Below are 16,444 nucleotides of genomic sequence, written 5' to 3' on the forward strand. Positions count from 1 at the left end.
TCCCTGGGAGTTGTCGTAACTTTCATGGAAAAAGCGGTCAAACTTTTCTTTAAAGTTACTAATTTTCAGGGACTTTTGCAAGTAGTAACTAATTAAAAATCAATAATATAACCGATAAAATTCATTTTTTGTCATCTACTAAAAATACATTTATCACATCTGCCTATTTGTCGCATTACCACATTCATCACATTAATCACATTAGCACATTACATATATGTATAAAGTACACCTCAAACCCGGTAAAGAAGAATCATTGAAGCGTTTCCACCCCTGGGTGTTCTCCGGTGCCATCGCGCACATTGACGGAGAGCCCGAAGAAGGGGAAGTGGTCGAAATCTATACCTCTAAAAAGGAGTTCATCGCCAAAGGACATTTCCAGATTGGCAGCATCGCCGTGCGTGTATTGACTTTCCGTCAGGAAGAAGAAATCGACACCGACTTCTGGAAACGCAAACTCGGCATTGCCTACGAAATGCGCCGCAGCATCGGCATCGCCGAAAATCCCACCAATAACACGTACCGCCTGATACACGGAGAAGGCGACAACCTGCCGGGGCTGGTCATCGACATCTACGCACGCACCGCCGTCATGCAAGCGCACTCTGCCGGCATGCACCTCGACCGTATGGCGATAGCCGAAGCGCTGACCGAAGTAATGGCCGACAAGATAGACAACATCTACTATAAATCGGAAACAACCCTCCCCTTCAAGGCCGACCTCTATCCGGAGAACGGGTTCCTGAAGGGTGGAAGCGCCGACAATGTGGCAACGGAATACGGATTAAAATTCCACATCGACTGGCTGAAAGGACAAAAGACCGGCTTCTTTGTGGACCAACGGGAAAACCGATCGCTGCTGGAACGCTATGCCAAAGGACGAAGCGTATTGAACATGTTCTGCTATACCGGCGGATTCTCCGTCTATGCCATGCGCGGCGGCGCCAAACTGGTACACTCCGTGGACAGTTCAGCCAAAGCAATCGACCTGACCAACCAAAACATCGAACTGAATTTCCCGAACGATACCCGCCATGCCGCATACGCGGAAGACGCTTTCAAATACCTGGACCGTATGGGCGACCAGTATGACCTGATTATTCTTGACCCACCTGCCTTTGCCAAGCACCGCGATGCCCTGCGCAACGCCCTGCAAGGATATCGCAAGTTGAACGTCAAGGCTTTCGAGAAAATCAAGCCGGGCGGCATACTCTTCACCTTCTCGTGCTCGCAAGCGGTCAGCAAGGAGAACTTCCGCACAGCTGTGTTCACAGCAGCAGCCATGTCCGGCCGCAGCGTACGCATCCTGCACCAACTGACACAGCCCGCCGACCATCCGGTGGGCATGTATCATCCCGAAGGAGAATACCTGAAAGGACTGGTGCTATACGTAGAATAAACTGAAATAGGGCCTAAACTCTTAAATAGAGTTAACAGGAAGAAGAAATATATCAGAAACGTATGTTATATAACATAAATCCTATATCTTTGCACTGTGTTTTTCATGGTATTAGATTTAAGGTTAATAAAGATTGGGTGTCTGGGATAGATACCCTTCTTTTTTTTATAGCCTTCCCCATCTATTTATGCTCTGCAAGAAGCCTTACAGAAACCTCATAAAAAAGCCTCCCGGAAAACTTTCGTCTTCGCAGGAGGCACACAATTCCGTCACTATTGGCTCGTTATCGAACCGCAATGCATTCAATCTCCACCAACGCATCTTTGGGCAATGCTTTCACCGCAACAGCCGAACGTGCGGGGAAATCGCCTTCAAAATAAGTGGCATACACCTTATTCATATCGGCAAACAAGGACATATCCGCCAGGAAAACGGTGGTCTTCACAATGTTAGCCATACTAAGTCCGGCCTCTTCCAGAATGTGTTTCACATTCTCCAATGATTGCCGGGCTTGCGCCTCCGCACCCTCGGCCATTACTCCGGTAGCCGCATCAATGGGCAGCTGACCTGATACAAATACCATACCATTGGCTTCGATAGCCTGACTGTAAGGACCTATGGCACCCGGTGCCTTGGAACTACAAATAACTTTCTTCATCATTCTCAGTTTTTATATTAATAATTCAAATTTCGCATAGTTTCGATATGCCGACAGCATACCAATCAACAAAACAACGGAAACTCGTGGAGAAACAGATCGGATTCCGGTCAAATCGGTCATTGAAAAAAGTATGAAGCGTCATGCAGTATTTCGAACATCCTTGCATTTATCTCAATGAATAATGCAAGAAAGCTTTTTCACTCATAACTTAACTGATTATACCTGAACCTGACTTCTATCGATAAAGGGAAATCCCTTTATTCAAAGGCTCCGTTTGTGAAAGCGGAGCCTTTTTCTTCTCCCTTATTTGCAATGCTTCTCAATCAACGCATCTGCATTAGGATCCCCCAGCTCCTTCGCCTTGGCAAAGGAAGCACAGGCCTCCTTGTTCTTCTTCAGCTGAATCTGAGCGATACCCATCAAGCGATAAGCCTCCGCATAGCCGGCATCCTTCTCCAAAGCGGCTCGCAAGATGTTCAATGCCTCCTCATTGCGTCCCACACGGATATTCACCACTGCCAGCTCGGCACGATACATCAAATCATCCGGATTCAGTTCAATCGCCTTTGCCATATCATCCAGCGCACGCTGATATTGCTTGGCTTTCAAGGCTGCCTGCTCACGGTAATAATAAAACAAGTCATTCACCTTTCCGTTCACAGCCTTGTAATAGGCATCATAATCCAGCATCGCACTGCGTGCCTGACCTGCATTCAGACGGGCTTGCGCACGCTCCAGCAAATAAGGAGCGGCCTCTTCCGTATAAGGTTTAGTGAAACGAGCCACACAGCTGTCCATCAATGCCAGAATCTCTTCGGCAGGAGCCTGCATCAGTTCTTTGGTTTTGGCCGCACTGAAGAAGGTAGCCGGAGAGGCCAGATTGGTATTATTCACCTTCTCATAACTGGTCCATGCGGCAGGATAGTCCTGCTTGGCAAACAGAATATCGCCTTCCATCTGTACATAAACCGGAAGTTCTTCAATAGCCATCGCCTTCCGGACATCCTCCAACGCCGTATCGAACGACCAGTCCTTATAGGGCTTTTCCGGATTGCTCAACACATAATTATAAATCAGCTTGGCGCGGTTGAAATAGACATCGTCTTTTCGGGTGGCAACCTCCAGGGCCTTGTCCATATCGGCAACCACCTTATCCATGGAAGCGTCTTCCTGAGACATAAACAATTGCTGGGAAGCACGGCGCATATAGCCATCGACACAGACAGGATATTGCGTCACAAAGTCGTTCAAAATCTCCATATATTTCTCCGGCGAGAGCTGGGAAGAAGCCATATATAAGAACACCAAAGCCTGCTCCTCCGTATCGGGCAACGCCTTCTTGATGCCAATGCCTTTCAATGACATGTCGCCGTATGAAAGTGCGGATATGTTCTGCGACATGGCAAAACGGGCATCGATGGCATAACAGACAGTAGCGGTGTCCTGCCCCGATGATTTCTGTGCCAGTCCCAGCACTTGTCCGTCCATCGTCATCACCGGACAGCTGACCATCTTGTCTTTCAGCTGCATGTTGAGCGTGTAATAGGAGTAATCTCCTGAAATCTTGTCCGCCTCTTTTATTTTCCCGGTAGTGTAAGAGCGGTCTTTTTGAGTGGAATATGGCAGCAGGCAAACATCCGCACCCGCCGCAGGAGCCGTAGCCGCCGGTGTCAGGGCAGCAACTTTCTTGCCGGAGACTCCTACACGGAACTTGACGACATCATACATATCGTCGGCACCCATAATAGCCTCTACCGGCATCTGCACACCGTCCGCACCCACCACAACGGCGCGCCGGGCACCTTTGAACAAGGTATAATCAGAAAGCGCGATACCGTTTTCCGTTATAAAAAAACCGTTTCCCGTACTCAGTATCTTGTCATTCTTATCGTATGTCACCACCGAGAAAACGGCACGCTTGGCTTTGTCCACCCACTTGGGTGCTTGTGCCGCACTCCACTGGGCCAAGAGACAGAGAGTGAGCGTCAAAAGAAAATTCTTTTTCATATCCTTAGTTCGTTCTTTGTTTTACTGCTTCATAAATCAAGATACCTGCCGCAACGGAAACATTGAGCGACTCAATAGTTCCCAGCATCGGTATCTTCACCCACTCATCACACAAGGCAAGATTGTCATACGAAACACCTTTGTCTTCCGCCCCCATAATGATGCACATCGGACCGGTATAGTCTGCCTTGGTATAGTCGTAGTCGCCTTTCTCTGTAGCCGCCACAATACGGAAGCCGCTGTTCTTCAGGAATTGCAGCGTCTCCTTCAAACTATGTTCGCGGCAGACAGGCAACGTGTGTAATGCTCCCGCCGAAGTTTTCATAGCATCCGCATTGACCGATACACTGTTCTTGGCCGGAATAATCACGGCATCAACCGCCGCACACTCGCAGGTGCGGGCAATCGCCCCGAAGTTGCGGACATCCGTAATGCCATCAAGCATCACAAACAATGGATTCTTGCCTTGCTCAAAAAGAAAAGGAACCAAATCTTCGGTCTTCTGATACGTGACCGAAGAGAGGAAAGCAACCACCCCCTGATGATTCTTGCGGGTAATCCGGTTAATGCGTTCCACCGGAACACGCTGCACCGGTATCAACGTTCCCTTCAGGACAGCAAACAACTCTTTGGACAAGTCGCTCTGGATATCCTTCTTCACCAATATCTTGTCTATCTCCCGTCCTGCCTGAACGGCCTCTATCACGGCACGAATGCCGAAAATCATTTCATTGTTATCAACCATATAGTTATTTACTATTTGACAATTTACTATTTTACGAATCGCTTACCACTATCACTTATCACTCGTCAACAGCGCTCTTGCATTATTCAAGGCCGCTTCCGTCAAGGTGGCGCCACTCAGCATGTGGGCAATCTCCTCTACCCGCTCCTCGTCGGTCAGGCGACGGATGTGACTATTGGTCTCCGTCTCATTATCTTGTTTATATACCTTGTAGTGGGCACACCCGCGGGCGGCAATCTGCGGAAGGTGGGTAATACTAATGACCTGGCGGTCTTGCTCGCCCATCTCCTGCATGATATCCGCCATACGGTCGGCTATCTCACCGGAAACTCCGGTATCGATTTCATCGAACACAATGGTAGGAAGTTTGACGGCACCGGCTATCATCGCCTTGACAGACAACATCACGCGGGCAATCTCACCCCCTGAAGCTACCGAAGAGATGTTTTGCAACGTTCCGTTCTTGTTTGCCGAGAACAGGAAACTAACCGTATCGGCCCCGTGTATTCCCGGCTCCTTGCGGGCCCCCATCTCCACCACGAAGCGTACATTGGGCATTCCCAATGGCACCAGCCTCGCAGCCATCTGCTTCTCCACCTCACGGGCAGCGGCGATACGCGCTTCGGTAAGGACAGCCGCCTGCTTTTTCACCTCCTTGTACAAGGCTTCGCAACGCACCTTCAACACCTCAATATGTTCGTCCGACGATGTTATGGCAGACAATTTGCCGGCATACTCTTCCGCCAATGCCAGCAATTCGTCAATGGTAGAAACGCGATGTTTCTGCTGCAACGTATAAATCAGGTTCAAGCGTTCGTTCACCTCTTCCAAGCGTCCGGGGTTGAACTCTATCTCTTCTTCCTTGTCCGACACTTCCTGAGCGATGTCCTTCAGTTCGATGTAGGAACTCTCCATACGGTCGGCAAGTTCACCGGCAACGGAATAAACCTGCTGCAAGCCACGCATCGTATTGAGACACTCCTTCAATCCAGAAAGTAATCCGCCTTCGTCCGAAGAAAAGGTTTGTCCTACTCGATACAATCCCGCCTTTATCTCTTCCGCATGGCTCAGCGTATCTGCCTCCCGCTCCAGTTCTTCCTGTTCGCCGGCAACTAGATGAGCCTCTTCCAATTGTTCGAGCTGAAAACGTATATAATCCTCATCCGCCTTGTCCTGTTCGGCACGGGAGACAAGAGCCTCCCACTCTTGCAGGGCCTGCTTCCACTCACCAAACAGATGCCGATAAACCGACAATACTGCTTCATTGTGCGACAGGAGATCTAATACGTCAAGCTGGAACCCCTCTTTGTTCAACAACAGGTTCTGGTGCTGCGAATGCACGTCAATCAGCAGCTCACCCAGTTCTTTCATCTGAACCAGTGAAGCAGGCGTATCGTTGATGAACGCCCTACTTTTGCCCGAAGCGGACAACTCACGACGCAAAATACACTCTTCTTCATACTCCAATTCATTCTCCTCGAAGAAGGGTTGCATCCCGTACGCCGATATGTCAAAACGAGCCTCAATGATACACTTGGATGCTCCCACACGGATGGACTTCACGTCGGCACGTTGTCCCAACAACAGACCGATAGCACCCAAAATAATGGATTTTCCGGCTCCGGTCTCACCCGTTATTACCGAAAATCCACCGTCAAAACCGATATCGAGTTTCTCGATAAGGGCATAATTCTGTATGTAAAGCGAACGCAACATTAAATTGAATACAGAGAATTAAAAATTAAACATTGGAGGTTGACAACCGGAACATATCACGAATGCTTCATCACTTCGACCAAATGGTCAATGATGTCTGTTGCCACCTCCACCTTAGTCTTCAACGGATAATCCCTTTTTTTACCAGTCCGGTCGATAATGCTGATTTTATTCGTATCGTAACGAAAGCCCGCTCCTTTGTCGTTCAACGAATTGAGCACGATAAAATCCAGTTTTTTACGGTTCAGCTTATCTTCCGCATTATGCTGTTCGTTGTTGGTTTCAAGAGCAAAGCCCACCAATATCTTATCAGGACATCTTCCTTTCATCTCGCCCAAAAAAGCGGCGATGTCCTTTGTCGGCCTTAACCGCAACGTCATATCTCCCGTCTTTTCCCGCTTGATTTTCTCATTTGCCACTTGGTCGGGAGTGTAATCGGCCACCGCCGCCGTTAGGATGGCGGCATCCACATATTCAAAAGAGGCAGAGGCTGCATCAAACATTGCTTGCGCCGACTCCACCGCATGATATTGATGCATCGGAAAATGAGTGGTCTGCTGCACCGGACCCGCAATCAGTATTACTTTCGCTCCTCGGGCGGCACATTCATCGGCAAGCGCAAATCCCATCTTGCCAGACGAATAGTTACCGATAAAGCGCACCGGATCTATCTTTTCATACGTAGGTCCTGCCGTTATCATCACGGTCTTCCCTACCAGATCCCCTTCTTTGGCGGCAAAATAGATTTCCAAATGCCTGATGATGTTTTCGGGTTCCTCCATACGCCCCTTCCCCACCAGATGGCTGGCAAGTTCTCCTGTAGCGGGTTCTATGATATGGTTGCCATACGAACGAAGTGTCTTCAGATTCTTCTGAGTAGAGGGATGGGCATACATATCCAAGTCCATGGCTGGTGCCACAAACACCGGAGCCTTTGCCGAAAGATAGGTTGTAACCAGCATATTATCCGCAATCCCGTTGGCCATCTTTCCGATAGTAGAAGCTGTCGCCGGAGCTATCAGCATGGCATCCGCCCACAATCCTAAATCGACGTGGCTGTTCCACGTCCCGTCGCGCTGTGCGAAGAACTCACTGATTACTGGTTTACTGGTCAAGGCAGAGAGGGTAATGGGAGTAATGAACTCCTTTCCGGCAGGCGTAATGACCACCTGCACTTCAGCACCGCGTTTTATAAGTCCGCGAATGATATAACAAGCTTTATAAGCGGCAATACTCCCCGTAATGCCCAATACGATTTTCTTTCCTTTCAGTATATTTGCCATGAATCTTCAACTGCTAATTACAAACAGAAAGCCTTTCCTTACTTCTGGGTTATTTCGCGCAAGCGTATTCTGGTCAGCATGGCTTTCGTGTTCAACGTGAAGTCGCTGTTCAATATCCAGCTGTAATAACCGGGGTCGCGCTTCAAGACATCGACCACCGCCATTCCTTTGTACTTGCCGAAGTTGAATACCTCCACTCCTTTGTCATCATACACCATGCGTCCCGCAAAATCCACATTCTTATTGAAACTGGAATAATCGGCAAGAAAAGCCACATCGTTCTGCAATTCGGGATAACGGTCCAGTTGCGACATCAGCACCTCGTATGTGGCGCGTGTATCAGCCTCCGCCGTATGAGCGTCTTCCAGATTCTTACCGCAATAGAACTTGTAAGCAGCCGAAAGCGTGCGCTGTTCCATTTTGTGGAAAATAACCTGCACATCCACAAACTTGCGGCGGCTCATATCAATGTCCACCCCGGCACGCAAGAACTCTTCCGCCAGTACGGGAATATCAAAACGATTGGAGTTGAAACCTGCCAAGTCGCATCCTTCGATGTCATTGGCTATATTCTGCGCCACTGCCTTAAAGGTAGGGCAATCGGCCACATCTGCATCATAAATGCCATGAACGGCAGAAGCCTCGGCTGGAATAGGCATCTCCGGATTGATGCGCATAGTCTTTGCCTCTTCGTTTCCGTTGGGATATACCTTTAGGTAACAGATTTCTACAATTCGGTCCGAATTAATATTGGTGCCCGTAGTCTCCAAATCAAAAAAGACAATCGGATTTTTCAGATTCAATTTCATCGTTTTCGTTTTTATTTTATTTTTTCTATCAACAAACTGTCCTGAATTTATCTTTTAGGCACGGACCACACAGACCGGCACGGTATTTCCATATACACCCGGGCCGCACACTCTGCGCAATTCGTGCCTAATCGAAAAAATAAAAGATTGTATCTTATTAATCGTTCAGCATCATCGGCATCAGCAGCATCAACAAGTCTTCGTTTTCCTCTTGTTCCACCGGAATGATGACACCCGCACGCGACGGATCTGCCAATTCGATAACCACTTCATCGGCGGAAATGTTGTTCAAAATATCTATCAAGAAAGTAGATTTGAAACCAATGCTCATCGGACTGCCCTCATAGTGACAGTTCAGCGTCTCTTCCGCAGAAGTGGAGAAGTCGATGTCTTGCGCGGAAACCACAATCCGGTTATCATGCAAACGCAATTTGATAAGACTGCTCGCCTGCGACGAGAAAATAGAGACACGACGCAATGCGCTGACCAACTGCAAACGGTCCACCGTCACCTTATAAGGATTGTTCTGCGGAATCACAGAATTATAGTTCGGATAGCGGCCTTCAATCAGACGACACACCATACGATAGTTTTCCAATGTGAACACGGCATTGCGCTCATCAAACTCAACCGTCACCATGCCCTGCTCTTTCGGCAACAGATTCTTCAATAAAGAAGCCGGTTTCTTAGGCAGAATGAAAGCGGCACGTTCGTTACCTTTGGCAGCCAGTGTCTTACAACGCACCAGCTTATGACCGTCTGATGCAACCATCGTAATGTCCTCGGTCGTAATATCGAAATAGATACCGTTCATCACGGGGCGAAGTTCGTCATCCGCCGTGGCAAATACAGCACGGTTTATGCCCCCCAGCAAAACTTGTGCGTCCATCTCCACACGCACGGCATTGTCGCCCAGCATAGCCGAATGCGGGAACTCATCCGCATTCTGTCCCATCAAACTGTATTTACCATTCTGATATTGCACTGTGATTTCAAGAGAATCCGTGTTAATCTCGAACGACAACGGCTGTTCAGGAATTTCCTTCAAAGCATCCAACAACGTTTTGGCTGTAATGGCAAAACGTCCATCCATATCACTATCGTTGACTTCAACCGTAGTAACCATCGTTGTTTCACTGTCGGACACAGTTACGGACAAAGTTCCGTCCTGTAGTTCAAAAAGGAAACAATCCAAAATGGGGAGTGTATTCTTCGAATTAATTACGCGGCTGACTGCCTGCAAATGGCTGGAAAGAGCAGTACTTGAAACGATAAATTTCATATATTTCGTATATTTAAGTTTTTTATTCAGCAATGTTTCTAACTGACGGACAAAGTTAGAAAAAGAATTCCCTACGACAAAGAAATACAAAGAAAAAACAGCCTATTATTCGTTCCGTATGCCCAAAAAATCGTAACTTCGCCGCATCATTTAAATAGAGAACAATGGAATTTACAGGAAAAATCATCGCCATCCTCCAGCCTAGAGGCGGAGTTTCCAAAACGGGCAACGAATGGAAAGTACAAGAATACGTAATTGAAGACTCTATGAGCAGTCAATATCCCCGCAAAATGTGCTTCGACGTTTTTGGGGCAGACAAAATCGAACAGTTCAACATCCAGATGGGTGAAGAGCTGACTGTTTCTTTCGACATAGATGCGCGCCAATGGCAAGACCGCTGGTTCAACAGCATCCGCGCCTGGAAGGTGGAGCGTGTAAGCGCCGCTGCCGTTGCACCTGCTCCAGGAGCTCCCGTACCGCCGCCCGCACCTGCCGCTGCACCCGAATTCTTAGCGGGAGACGCAAAGGATGACCTTCCCTTCTAATCAGCAGATATACAGATATCAGCAAGGAAGAACAACAAGTTGCCCGTCATTGATAAAATCCTCATCAATGATGGGCTTCATTTTTGCCACTTGCTTCATCAGATATCGACAATTGATGTTCAAGGAGTTCGCCAAAATCCACAGCTTTTTCATTTACGGGAGTTTAAGAGTTGTGTCAGGAACTAACATTCGCAATTCAATTCTGTTTGGCTATACATATCCAAATTTCAACAAATTGTAGATTATTATCGCCTTTAAAGATTAATATTAACCTGTTGGCGGAATAAAATCAGCAAAGAAATAACTTCTGCAATTTAGCCCTATATTCCCCGGTTTGACAGGCACTTGCGTCTGTCGTCTCAAACACTTGTGTCTGTCAGCTTGAACACAAGTGTTTGTCATGTTGAACACAAGTGTCTGTCAACGTGTTTTCAATCATTTGATAGTTAGTGTATTAAAAAAACAGGAAGCGGTTTCGCAAATTAATTCCGCCAACAAGTTAATATATAATTTACTAATTATCAACGTGCCATATACAGCTATATTCAGTACCATACTGAATGGGATTCAGTACCATACTCATCCATGCACCGTCTCAATAGGTAAAATTTTTCCGAATATCACCCCTTATAAAGCAACACAATATTAGGATAGGCCACCCCTTCCGCACACGTAAACTGCACGGCAAGGATGAAATGGCTGAAAAACTTTGCGTGACGAAAGAAAAAGTTCGGGACTAAACGCACATACGTTTCCGGCTGACGCAACATAACCTCCAAATCGGACATCATCACAAAATTATACAAAGGCGACAGGCTGGCCACGCTCTCTTCATAAGCCGGCGTTTCGTCCATCACATCACCGCTTTCCACGGCTTCTATATAGGCGGAAAGGCTGGTTGCGTCGGGGGCCATCAGCAGGTCTCCCTGATAGAAACAGGCAAATGAGTATAGCGCATTTTCTGTGATGCCGGTCATTTGCGTAAACAATGTATTTCGGGGTAACACATATTTCTTGTATTTCAATGCCTGGGGATATAACAAACGATTGAAAGAAACCTTCGGCATCGGCGGCGCATCCTCCTCCGCAGGCGTAGCATGAAGCAACGCCCGCAAACGGCGTTCCGCCATCCGTTCATCCTTGACCGGAATGGCCATCACAGCACATGGTGCAGTGTGTAGCGTATCTTTAGAGTAGAAAAGGCAAGCCTTCACGCTCTCGCCCGCATAGTCGTTCAAGAAGGTCATCCAATCTTCGTCGCGCTGTTTTATATAATCCGAATAAGTGGCTTTGGCATACTCCTGACGGGCAGTAAAGTCAAACACCGCTTTCCTGTCCGAAATCGCCCAACAATCGTAAAAGAAAGTGGATGAAGGAAGAGAGGCACCCGGAAAGCCCTCCACAGGTTTCTGCACCCGCAAGGCATCCATAAAAGTATGGGTGGAGTCGGCTCTGTGACTTATTCCAGAACAATAGATGGCATTTTCATTGAACTTCATATCAAACTCCGTCCAACCACCCAGACGTGTCTGCAAACGCATTCCATCCGTAGGTTTGCCCATATCCACCTCCTTCATACGAACATACAACGTAGCCACTACATTTTTATGCTTATCCGCATGTATCGTGCGGAAAGAGGCAAGATTCATCAAAGATTTCTTGTTGCGAGAGGCATCAATCACCTGCTCCACCAACCTTTTTTGGAAACTGACGACCAGAAAGTCCGTCGTGAAATAGACAGAAAGGAAACGTCCGTCCTCCATCGGATAGATACGTATCTCCTCTCCTTTATAATCAAAGTACTTAGAAGGGAATGTACTTGAGCAATACTTCTGAACAAAACTCCCGACCAGTTCATAATCGCCCGACCCCAGACTGCAATACAATACCTGATTCATCGGATTATCCGGTTCATGGAAGCTTATCAGCATCTTGCTCATCTGTTTACTCAATCCATGAGGAGTATCTTCCAACAAAGCGTACAGGTATTTTTTCAAATATACGAAGAGTTCCGATGCATACAGGAAACAATTATCCTTACTGCAATCTAGTTCATTGACATCATTTACCAGGTCTGCCATCCGGTCGGTTTCAAGAACAGCAACGGCATCTTGCGGCACTAAGGTATAAAGATTGAAATCCCGCTGATGCTCCACTGCATACAGGCGTAAGTATGAATAAATGCCCACCCCCGTACATAACAATATGACGGAGATAACGACAACTATCTGTATCAGGAGTCGGGGCTTCATGGCTTTTATTTGTTATCTTTGGGCAAAAATAACTTTTTCTGCCCATAAAAGCAAACAAAAACCTTAAAAATCTTAAAACATCACTTCAAGCCCATCGTATGCGAGGTGTATATGGGGCGGAAGTCGCTTCTCCAAATCGACATGCAAGCCCGCATGATGGCTCATGTGAATAAGATAAGTCTCTTTGGCACCAACACGCTCTACCGCCACCAATGCTTCAGAAATACTTTGATGAGTGAAATGAGGCTCAAAGCGTAGCGCATTGATGATCAATACATCCACACCACGCAACCGTTCATAAGACTCATCGGGCATCGTGTGCATATCTGTAACATAGCCAAGATTTCCTATCCGATAGCCAAGAATGGGTAACCGACCATGCATCACCTGCAAAGGAAGCACTTCCGTCTGGTTGATATGAAAAGGCTTGCCAGCCTCCACCTCCTCCAAATAGATACGGGGAACGCCCGGATACACCTTATCAACAAAGCAGTAAGGCATCCGTGCCCGCAGATGAGAGGCCGTATAAGCATCCGAATAAACAGGAATATCGGCCAAACGGCCAAACGGACGCAAATCGTCCAATCCTCCCACATGGTCGTAATGCTCGTGGGTAATCAGCACGCCGTCTATCTTCTCAAACGAAGACATGCGCAGCATCTGTTCTCTAAAGTCGGGACCACAATCTATCAATATCACCGCATCTTCCGTATGCACCAGTGAAGAGGTCCGCAAGCGGTTGTCCCGCCAATCGGTAGAAGTGCACACCGGACAAGTACAACCAATCTCCGGCACACCGGTTGAAGTTCCGCTTCCCAATATTCTAAATCTTCCCATTGTCAGCTGTCAGCTATTATCCGTTATCTATTAAATTAACTTCAGGATGAAGGTCTATTCCAAATCTTTCACGAACCGATGCCCGTACCGCATCCGAAAGGGCCACAATATCCATCCCTGTCGCCCCCCCCAGATTGACCAGCACCAATGCCTGCTTATCGTGCACAGCCGCACGACCCAATGCCTTCCCTTTCCATCCGCACCGGTCTATCATCCATCCGGCAGGTATCTTCACATGATGGGAATCCACGTTATAGTGTGGCATATCGGGATACTCCTGCCGCAATGTTTCAAACAATGCACGCGGCACAATGGGATTCATAAAAAAGCTGCCAGCATTGCCCTGGACTTTCGGGTCGGGAAGTTTGCTCTCTCGAATATCCATAATTACCTGGCGTACAGCGTTCAAATCCACCTGCGGATATTTTACCAACTCTTGCCGAATCGCACCGTAGTCCAATTTATAGTGTTCTTTTTTACTCAGACGGAAGTTCACGTAAGTCACGAATACCGACTTCATATCCGGCTGCTTGAAAATGCTCTTCCGATAGGCATAGCCACATTCATCGACGGGATAAACACGCTTCTCGCCTTGAATGTTCAAAGTCTCTACCGAAGTTATCAGATCTTTCACTTCCACTCCGTAAGCTCCTATATTCTGCACGGCACTGGCACCCACTTCACCCGGTATCGACGAAAGATTCTCCGCGCCATACCAATGATGCGCCACGCAGTATGCCACAAAGTCATCCCATACCACGCCCGCACCGACACGCACCGACACGGCTTCTTCATTCTCCATCAACACTTCTATCCCCTTGATGCGCGAATGCAATATCGTACCTTTATAATTACCGATAAACAACAAATTGCTACCGCCACCCACATGTAAATAGGGCATTGTGATATAACCCGCCGCACTCAGTTTTTGGAATTCTTCTTCCGAATCATACTCCAAAAGTTTTGCAGCGGTAACATCAATTCCGAATGTATTAGGTATTTTTTTTGAATCAGCTTCCATCCTCTCCTTCTCAGCCATCAGTTGTCTAAATACTGGTATCTTCGTATTTGTATAATTCCCACTCTCCATTCCTTCTCCGGAAATAGAAGAGATTGGAATAGCCATTACCGATACCGTTTACCTTCAAGATTTTGGTATTGGATAAGTCCTCGTTTTTCTGTCCATAATTAATATTGGACAACTTATCGGCAGGCATCACTGGACGAAACGCATACCATTGGTTCACGTCCAGCGTTGTCTCCAATATGGAAAACTCATCATCAGGATCGATGGTGATAAATTGCAACGGACGACTGATGTGCTTGCTCTGATAGACACTGTCCGTCACAAAATGTGTATAGAACTCCACAAAATCTTCGTTCTCCCCCTTCTCCATTTCACGCAGATTAATGGCTTCGAGCATCCACATACCCCGCTTCCGCTCAAAATAGTAACGCTTCACCATACGGGTCTTCAGATAAATCCAATCTACCTGAACCGACTTCAACGTTGTGTCACCCACCAACTCCAGTTCATCCTCTTCATCAAAAAGCAACGTATAATAACTCTGCTGTGTGAAGAAATAATCATGCTTCCAAAATCGTTCTTCTATTTTTACCGGCGTATCCCGGTTGTAGTAAGGCAAAGGAAACTCCGTCCTTTGCCTTTGTAAAGTTTCATCCGATGCATAGCTGAATATAAAATCATCAAACAGCTCATCTGCCTCTGTAGGCTTCGGTTCCTCCTTCAGCTCTACCTGTTGCAGTGTATCGGCAACTTCATACTTAACCGAGTCCACCATGTCCGTAATAGCAGCAAAGGGATCTGTTTTCGTTTTGTTATTCCCACACGAAATCAGAAAAGCGAACAACAAAATCCCCAAAAGAATTCTTTTCATTTCTTACGGACCGATTTGGGTCACTTATTTAATTTAGCCTTCAGTTTCTCAAGCATATCTACGGTCATGGATTCCAAATCATACTGAGGTTTCCAATCCCATTCTTCGCGAGCGCAAGAATCGTCCAAAGAGTCGGGCCAGCTATCCGCAATTGCCTGCTTCAACGGATCTATTTCATACTCCATTTCAAATTCGGGTACGTGTTTTTTGATAGCCTGATAAATTTCTTCCGGATCAAAACTCATAGAAGCGATATTGAAGGCGTTGCGATGTTGTAATCTTGCCGGAGCTGCCTCCATCAAGGCAATTGCCGCATTCAATGCATCCGGCATATACATCATATCCATATAAGTACCAGCTTTCACTGGACATACAAACTTCTCACCTTTCACGGCGGAATAGAATATATCTACCGCATAATCCGTAGTACCGCCTCCCGGAGGAGTGACATTGGAGATGATTCCCGGGAAACGTACCGCACGGGTATCTACTCCATACTTCGTATAGTAATAATCACTCAGCAACTCAGTCGTTACTTTAGTCACACCATACATTGTTCGCGGACGTTGAATCGTATCCTGCGGGGTTTTTGTATGTGGAGTGGCAGCTCCGAATGAACCGATGGAACTGGGAGTGAAGACAGCACAATTATACTCACGAGCCACCTCAAGCACGTTCCAAAGTCCGTCAATACCGATTTTCCATGCCATTGCCGGACGGCTTTCGGCAACTACCGATAACAATGCAGCCAGATTATAAATCGTATCTATCTTAAATTGACGTACGACCACTTCAATAGACTGACGATCTGTTACATCCGCAATGGCCGAAGGACCGGACGCCTTCAATTCTCCCTTAGGCATAGCACTCGGAATATATCCGGCTACCACATGGTCATCCCCATAACGTTTACGCAACTCTAATGTTAATTCCGAACCAATCTGTCCAGTAGATCCAATTACCAAAATATTTTTCATGAGACTTAATTATAAGTAGTTTGTTAATAATAC

The 16,444-nt window shown here is 47.0% G+C and carries 14 protein-coding genes; 2 read left to right on the forward strand and 12 right to left on the reverse strand.

Annotation, left to right across the window (positions count from 1 at the left end; translation table 11 throughout):
• The first annotated feature begins 217 nt into the window (after positions 1-217).
• Entirely contained in the window at positions 218-1,399 is a 1,182-nt protein-coding gene (locus K2G43_RS05180) for a class I SAM-dependent rRNA methyltransferase (RefSeq protein WP_297643718.1), read from the forward strand.
• 283 nt (positions 1,400-1,682) lie between these two features.
• On the opposite strand, the gene K2G43_RS05185 is transcribed toward K2G43_RS05180, so the two are convergent.
• From K2G43_RS05185 to dnaN, 7 genes are all read right to left on the reverse strand, one after another.
• Positions 1,683-2,057, reverse strand: coding sequence for a RidA family protein (locus K2G43_RS05185; protein WP_297643735.1), 375 nt, complete (start codon positions 2,055-2,057; stop codon positions 1,683-1,685).
• Positions 2,058-2,363: 306 nt separating this feature from the next.
• Positions 2,364-4,067 (reverse strand): tetratricopeptide repeat protein, encoded by a 1,704-nt coding sequence (locus K2G43_RS05190; protein WP_300153327.1) that lies wholly within the window; start codon positions 4,065-4,067, stop codon positions 2,364-2,366.
• Positions 4,068-4,071: 4 nt separating this feature from the next.
• On the reverse strand, positions 4,072-4,812 hold the full coding sequence (gene rlmB, locus K2G43_RS05195; RefSeq protein ID WP_297643722.1) for a 23S rRNA (guanosine(2251)-2'-O)-methyltransferase RlmB: 741 nt from the start codon (positions 4,810-4,812) through the stop codon (positions 4,072-4,074).
• Between the two features lie 51 nt (positions 4,813-4,863).
• A complete protein-coding gene (recN, locus tag K2G43_RS05200) occupies positions 4,864-6,528 on the reverse strand; it encodes a DNA repair protein RecN (protein ID WP_297643725.1) in 1,665 nt (554 codons plus the stop codon).
• A 56-nt stretch (positions 6,529-6,584) separates the two neighbouring features.
• Entirely contained in the window at positions 6,585-7,811 is a 1,227-nt protein-coding gene (coaBC, locus tag K2G43_RS05205) for a bifunctional phosphopantothenoylcysteine decarboxylase/phosphopantothenate--cysteine ligase CoaBC (RefSeq protein WP_300153330.1), read from the reverse strand.
• Positions 7,812-7,849: 38 nt separating this feature from the next.
• Positions 7,850-8,620 (reverse strand): 3'-5' exonuclease, encoded by a 771-nt coding sequence (locus K2G43_RS05210; protein WP_297643730.1) that lies wholly within the window; start codon positions 8,618-8,620, stop codon positions 7,850-7,852.
• Between the two features lie 157 nt (positions 8,621-8,777).
• Positions 8,778-9,902 (reverse strand): DNA polymerase III subunit beta, encoded by a 1,125-nt coding sequence (gene dnaN / locus K2G43_RS05215; protein ID WP_300153333.1) that lies wholly within the window; start codon positions 9,900-9,902, stop codon positions 8,778-8,780.
• A 164-nt stretch (positions 9,903-10,066) separates the two neighbouring features.
• Between dnaN and K2G43_RS05220 the strand changes: the two genes are divergently transcribed.
• Positions 10,067-10,447 carry a DUF3127 domain-containing protein gene (locus K2G43_RS05220; RefSeq protein WP_297643733.1) on the forward strand — a complete coding sequence of 127 codons (381 nt, stop codon included), beginning with the start codon at positions 10,067-10,069 and terminating at the stop codon, positions 10,445-10,447.
• A 620-nt stretch (positions 10,448-11,067) separates the two neighbouring features.
• On the opposite strand, the gene K2G43_RS05225 is transcribed toward K2G43_RS05220, so the two are convergent.
• The 5 genes from K2G43_RS05225 to K2G43_RS05245 all read right to left on the reverse strand — a co-directional run bounded on the left by K2G43_RS05225 (position 11,068) and on the right by K2G43_RS05245 (position 16,411).
• On the reverse strand, positions 11,068-12,699 hold the full coding sequence (locus K2G43_RS05225; protein ID WP_300153335.1) for a DUF3352 domain-containing protein: 1,632 nt from the start codon (positions 12,697-12,699) through the stop codon (positions 11,068-11,070).
• A 72-nt stretch (positions 12,700-12,771) separates the two neighbouring features.
• Entirely contained in the window at positions 12,772-13,536 is a 765-nt protein-coding gene (locus K2G43_RS05230) for an MBL fold metallo-hydrolase (RefSeq protein WP_297644862.1), read from the reverse strand.
• 16 nt (positions 13,537-13,552) lie between these two features.
• On the reverse strand, positions 13,553-14,557 hold the full coding sequence (murB, locus tag K2G43_RS05235; RefSeq protein WP_300153339.1) for a UDP-N-acetylmuramate dehydrogenase: 1,005 nt from the start codon (positions 14,555-14,557) through the stop codon (positions 13,553-13,555).
• 25 nt (positions 14,558-14,582) lie between these two features.
• Positions 14,583-15,434, reverse strand: coding sequence for a DUF4348 domain-containing protein (locus K2G43_RS05240; RefSeq protein WP_300153337.1), 852 nt, complete (start codon positions 15,432-15,434; stop codon positions 14,583-14,585).
• A 20-nt stretch (positions 15,435-15,454) separates the two neighbouring features.
• On the reverse strand, positions 15,455-16,411 hold the full coding sequence (locus tag K2G43_RS05245) for an NAD-dependent epimerase/dehydratase family protein (RefSeq protein WP_297644860.1): 957 nt from the start codon (positions 16,409-16,411) through the stop codon (positions 15,455-15,457).
• Positions 16,412-16,444: the final 33 nt, after the last annotated feature.

Origin of the sequence: Bacteroides sp. (genome assembly GCF_029057325.1) — a bacterium.
GTDB lineage: Bacteria > Bacteroidota > Bacteroidia > Bacteroidales > Bacteroidaceae > Bacteroides.

What these genes read in the sequence shown, in the direction of transcription:
- K2G43_RS05240 (WP_300153337.1), bottom strand. Translation starts at nt 15,434, where the DNA reads ATGAAAAGAATTCTTTTGGGGATTTTGTTGTTCGCTTTTCTGATTTCG.
- dnaN (WP_300153333.1), bottom strand. Translation starts at nt 9,902, where the DNA reads ATGAAATTTATCGTTTCAAGTACTGCTCTTTCCAGCCATTTGCAGGCA.
- K2G43_RS05245 (WP_297644860.1), bottom strand. Translation starts at nt 16,411, where the DNA reads ATGAAAAATATTTTGGTAATTGGATCTACTGGACAGATTGGTTCGGAA.
- coaBC (WP_300153330.1), bottom strand. Translation starts at nt 7,811, where the DNA reads ATGGCAAATATACTGAAAGGAAAGAAAATCGTATTGGGCATTACGGGG.
- murB (WP_300153339.1), bottom strand. Translation starts at nt 14,557, where the DNA reads ATGGAAGCTGATTCAAAAAAAATACCTAATACATTCGGAATTGATGTT.
- K2G43_RS05210 (WP_297643730.1), bottom strand. Translation starts at nt 8,620, where the DNA reads ATGAAATTGAATCTGAAAAATCCGATTGTCTTTTTTGATTTGGAGACT.
- K2G43_RS05230 (WP_297644862.1), bottom strand. Translation starts at nt 13,536, where the DNA reads ATGGGAAGATTTAGAATATTGGGAAGCGGAACTTCAACCGGTGTGCCG.
- K2G43_RS05190 (WP_300153327.1), bottom strand. Translation starts at nt 4,067, where the DNA reads ATGAAAAAGAATTTTCTTTTGACGCTCACTCTCTGTCTCTTGGCCCAG.
- rlmB (WP_297643722.1), bottom strand. Translation starts at nt 4,812, where the DNA reads ATGGTTGATAACAATGAAATGATTTTCGGCATTCGTGCCGTGATAGAG.
- K2G43_RS05225 (WP_300153335.1), bottom strand. Translation starts at nt 12,699, where the DNA reads ATGAAGCCCCGACTCCTGATACAGATAGTTGTCGTTATCTCCGTCATA.
- K2G43_RS05220 (WP_297643733.1), top strand. Translation starts at nt 10,067, where the DNA reads ATGGAATTTACAGGAAAAATCATCGCCATCCTCCAGCCTAGAGGCGGA.
- recN (WP_297643725.1), bottom strand. Translation starts at nt 6,528, where the DNA reads ATGTTGCGTTCGCTTTACATACAGAATTATGCCCTTATCGAGAAACTC.
- K2G43_RS05185 (WP_297643735.1), bottom strand. Translation starts at nt 2,057, where the DNA reads ATGAAGAAAGTTATTTGTAGTTCCAAGGCACCGGGTGCCATAGGTCCT.
- K2G43_RS05180 (WP_297643718.1), top strand. Translation starts at nt 218, where the DNA reads ATGTATAAAGTACACCTCAAACCCGGTAAAGAAGAATCATTGAAGCGT.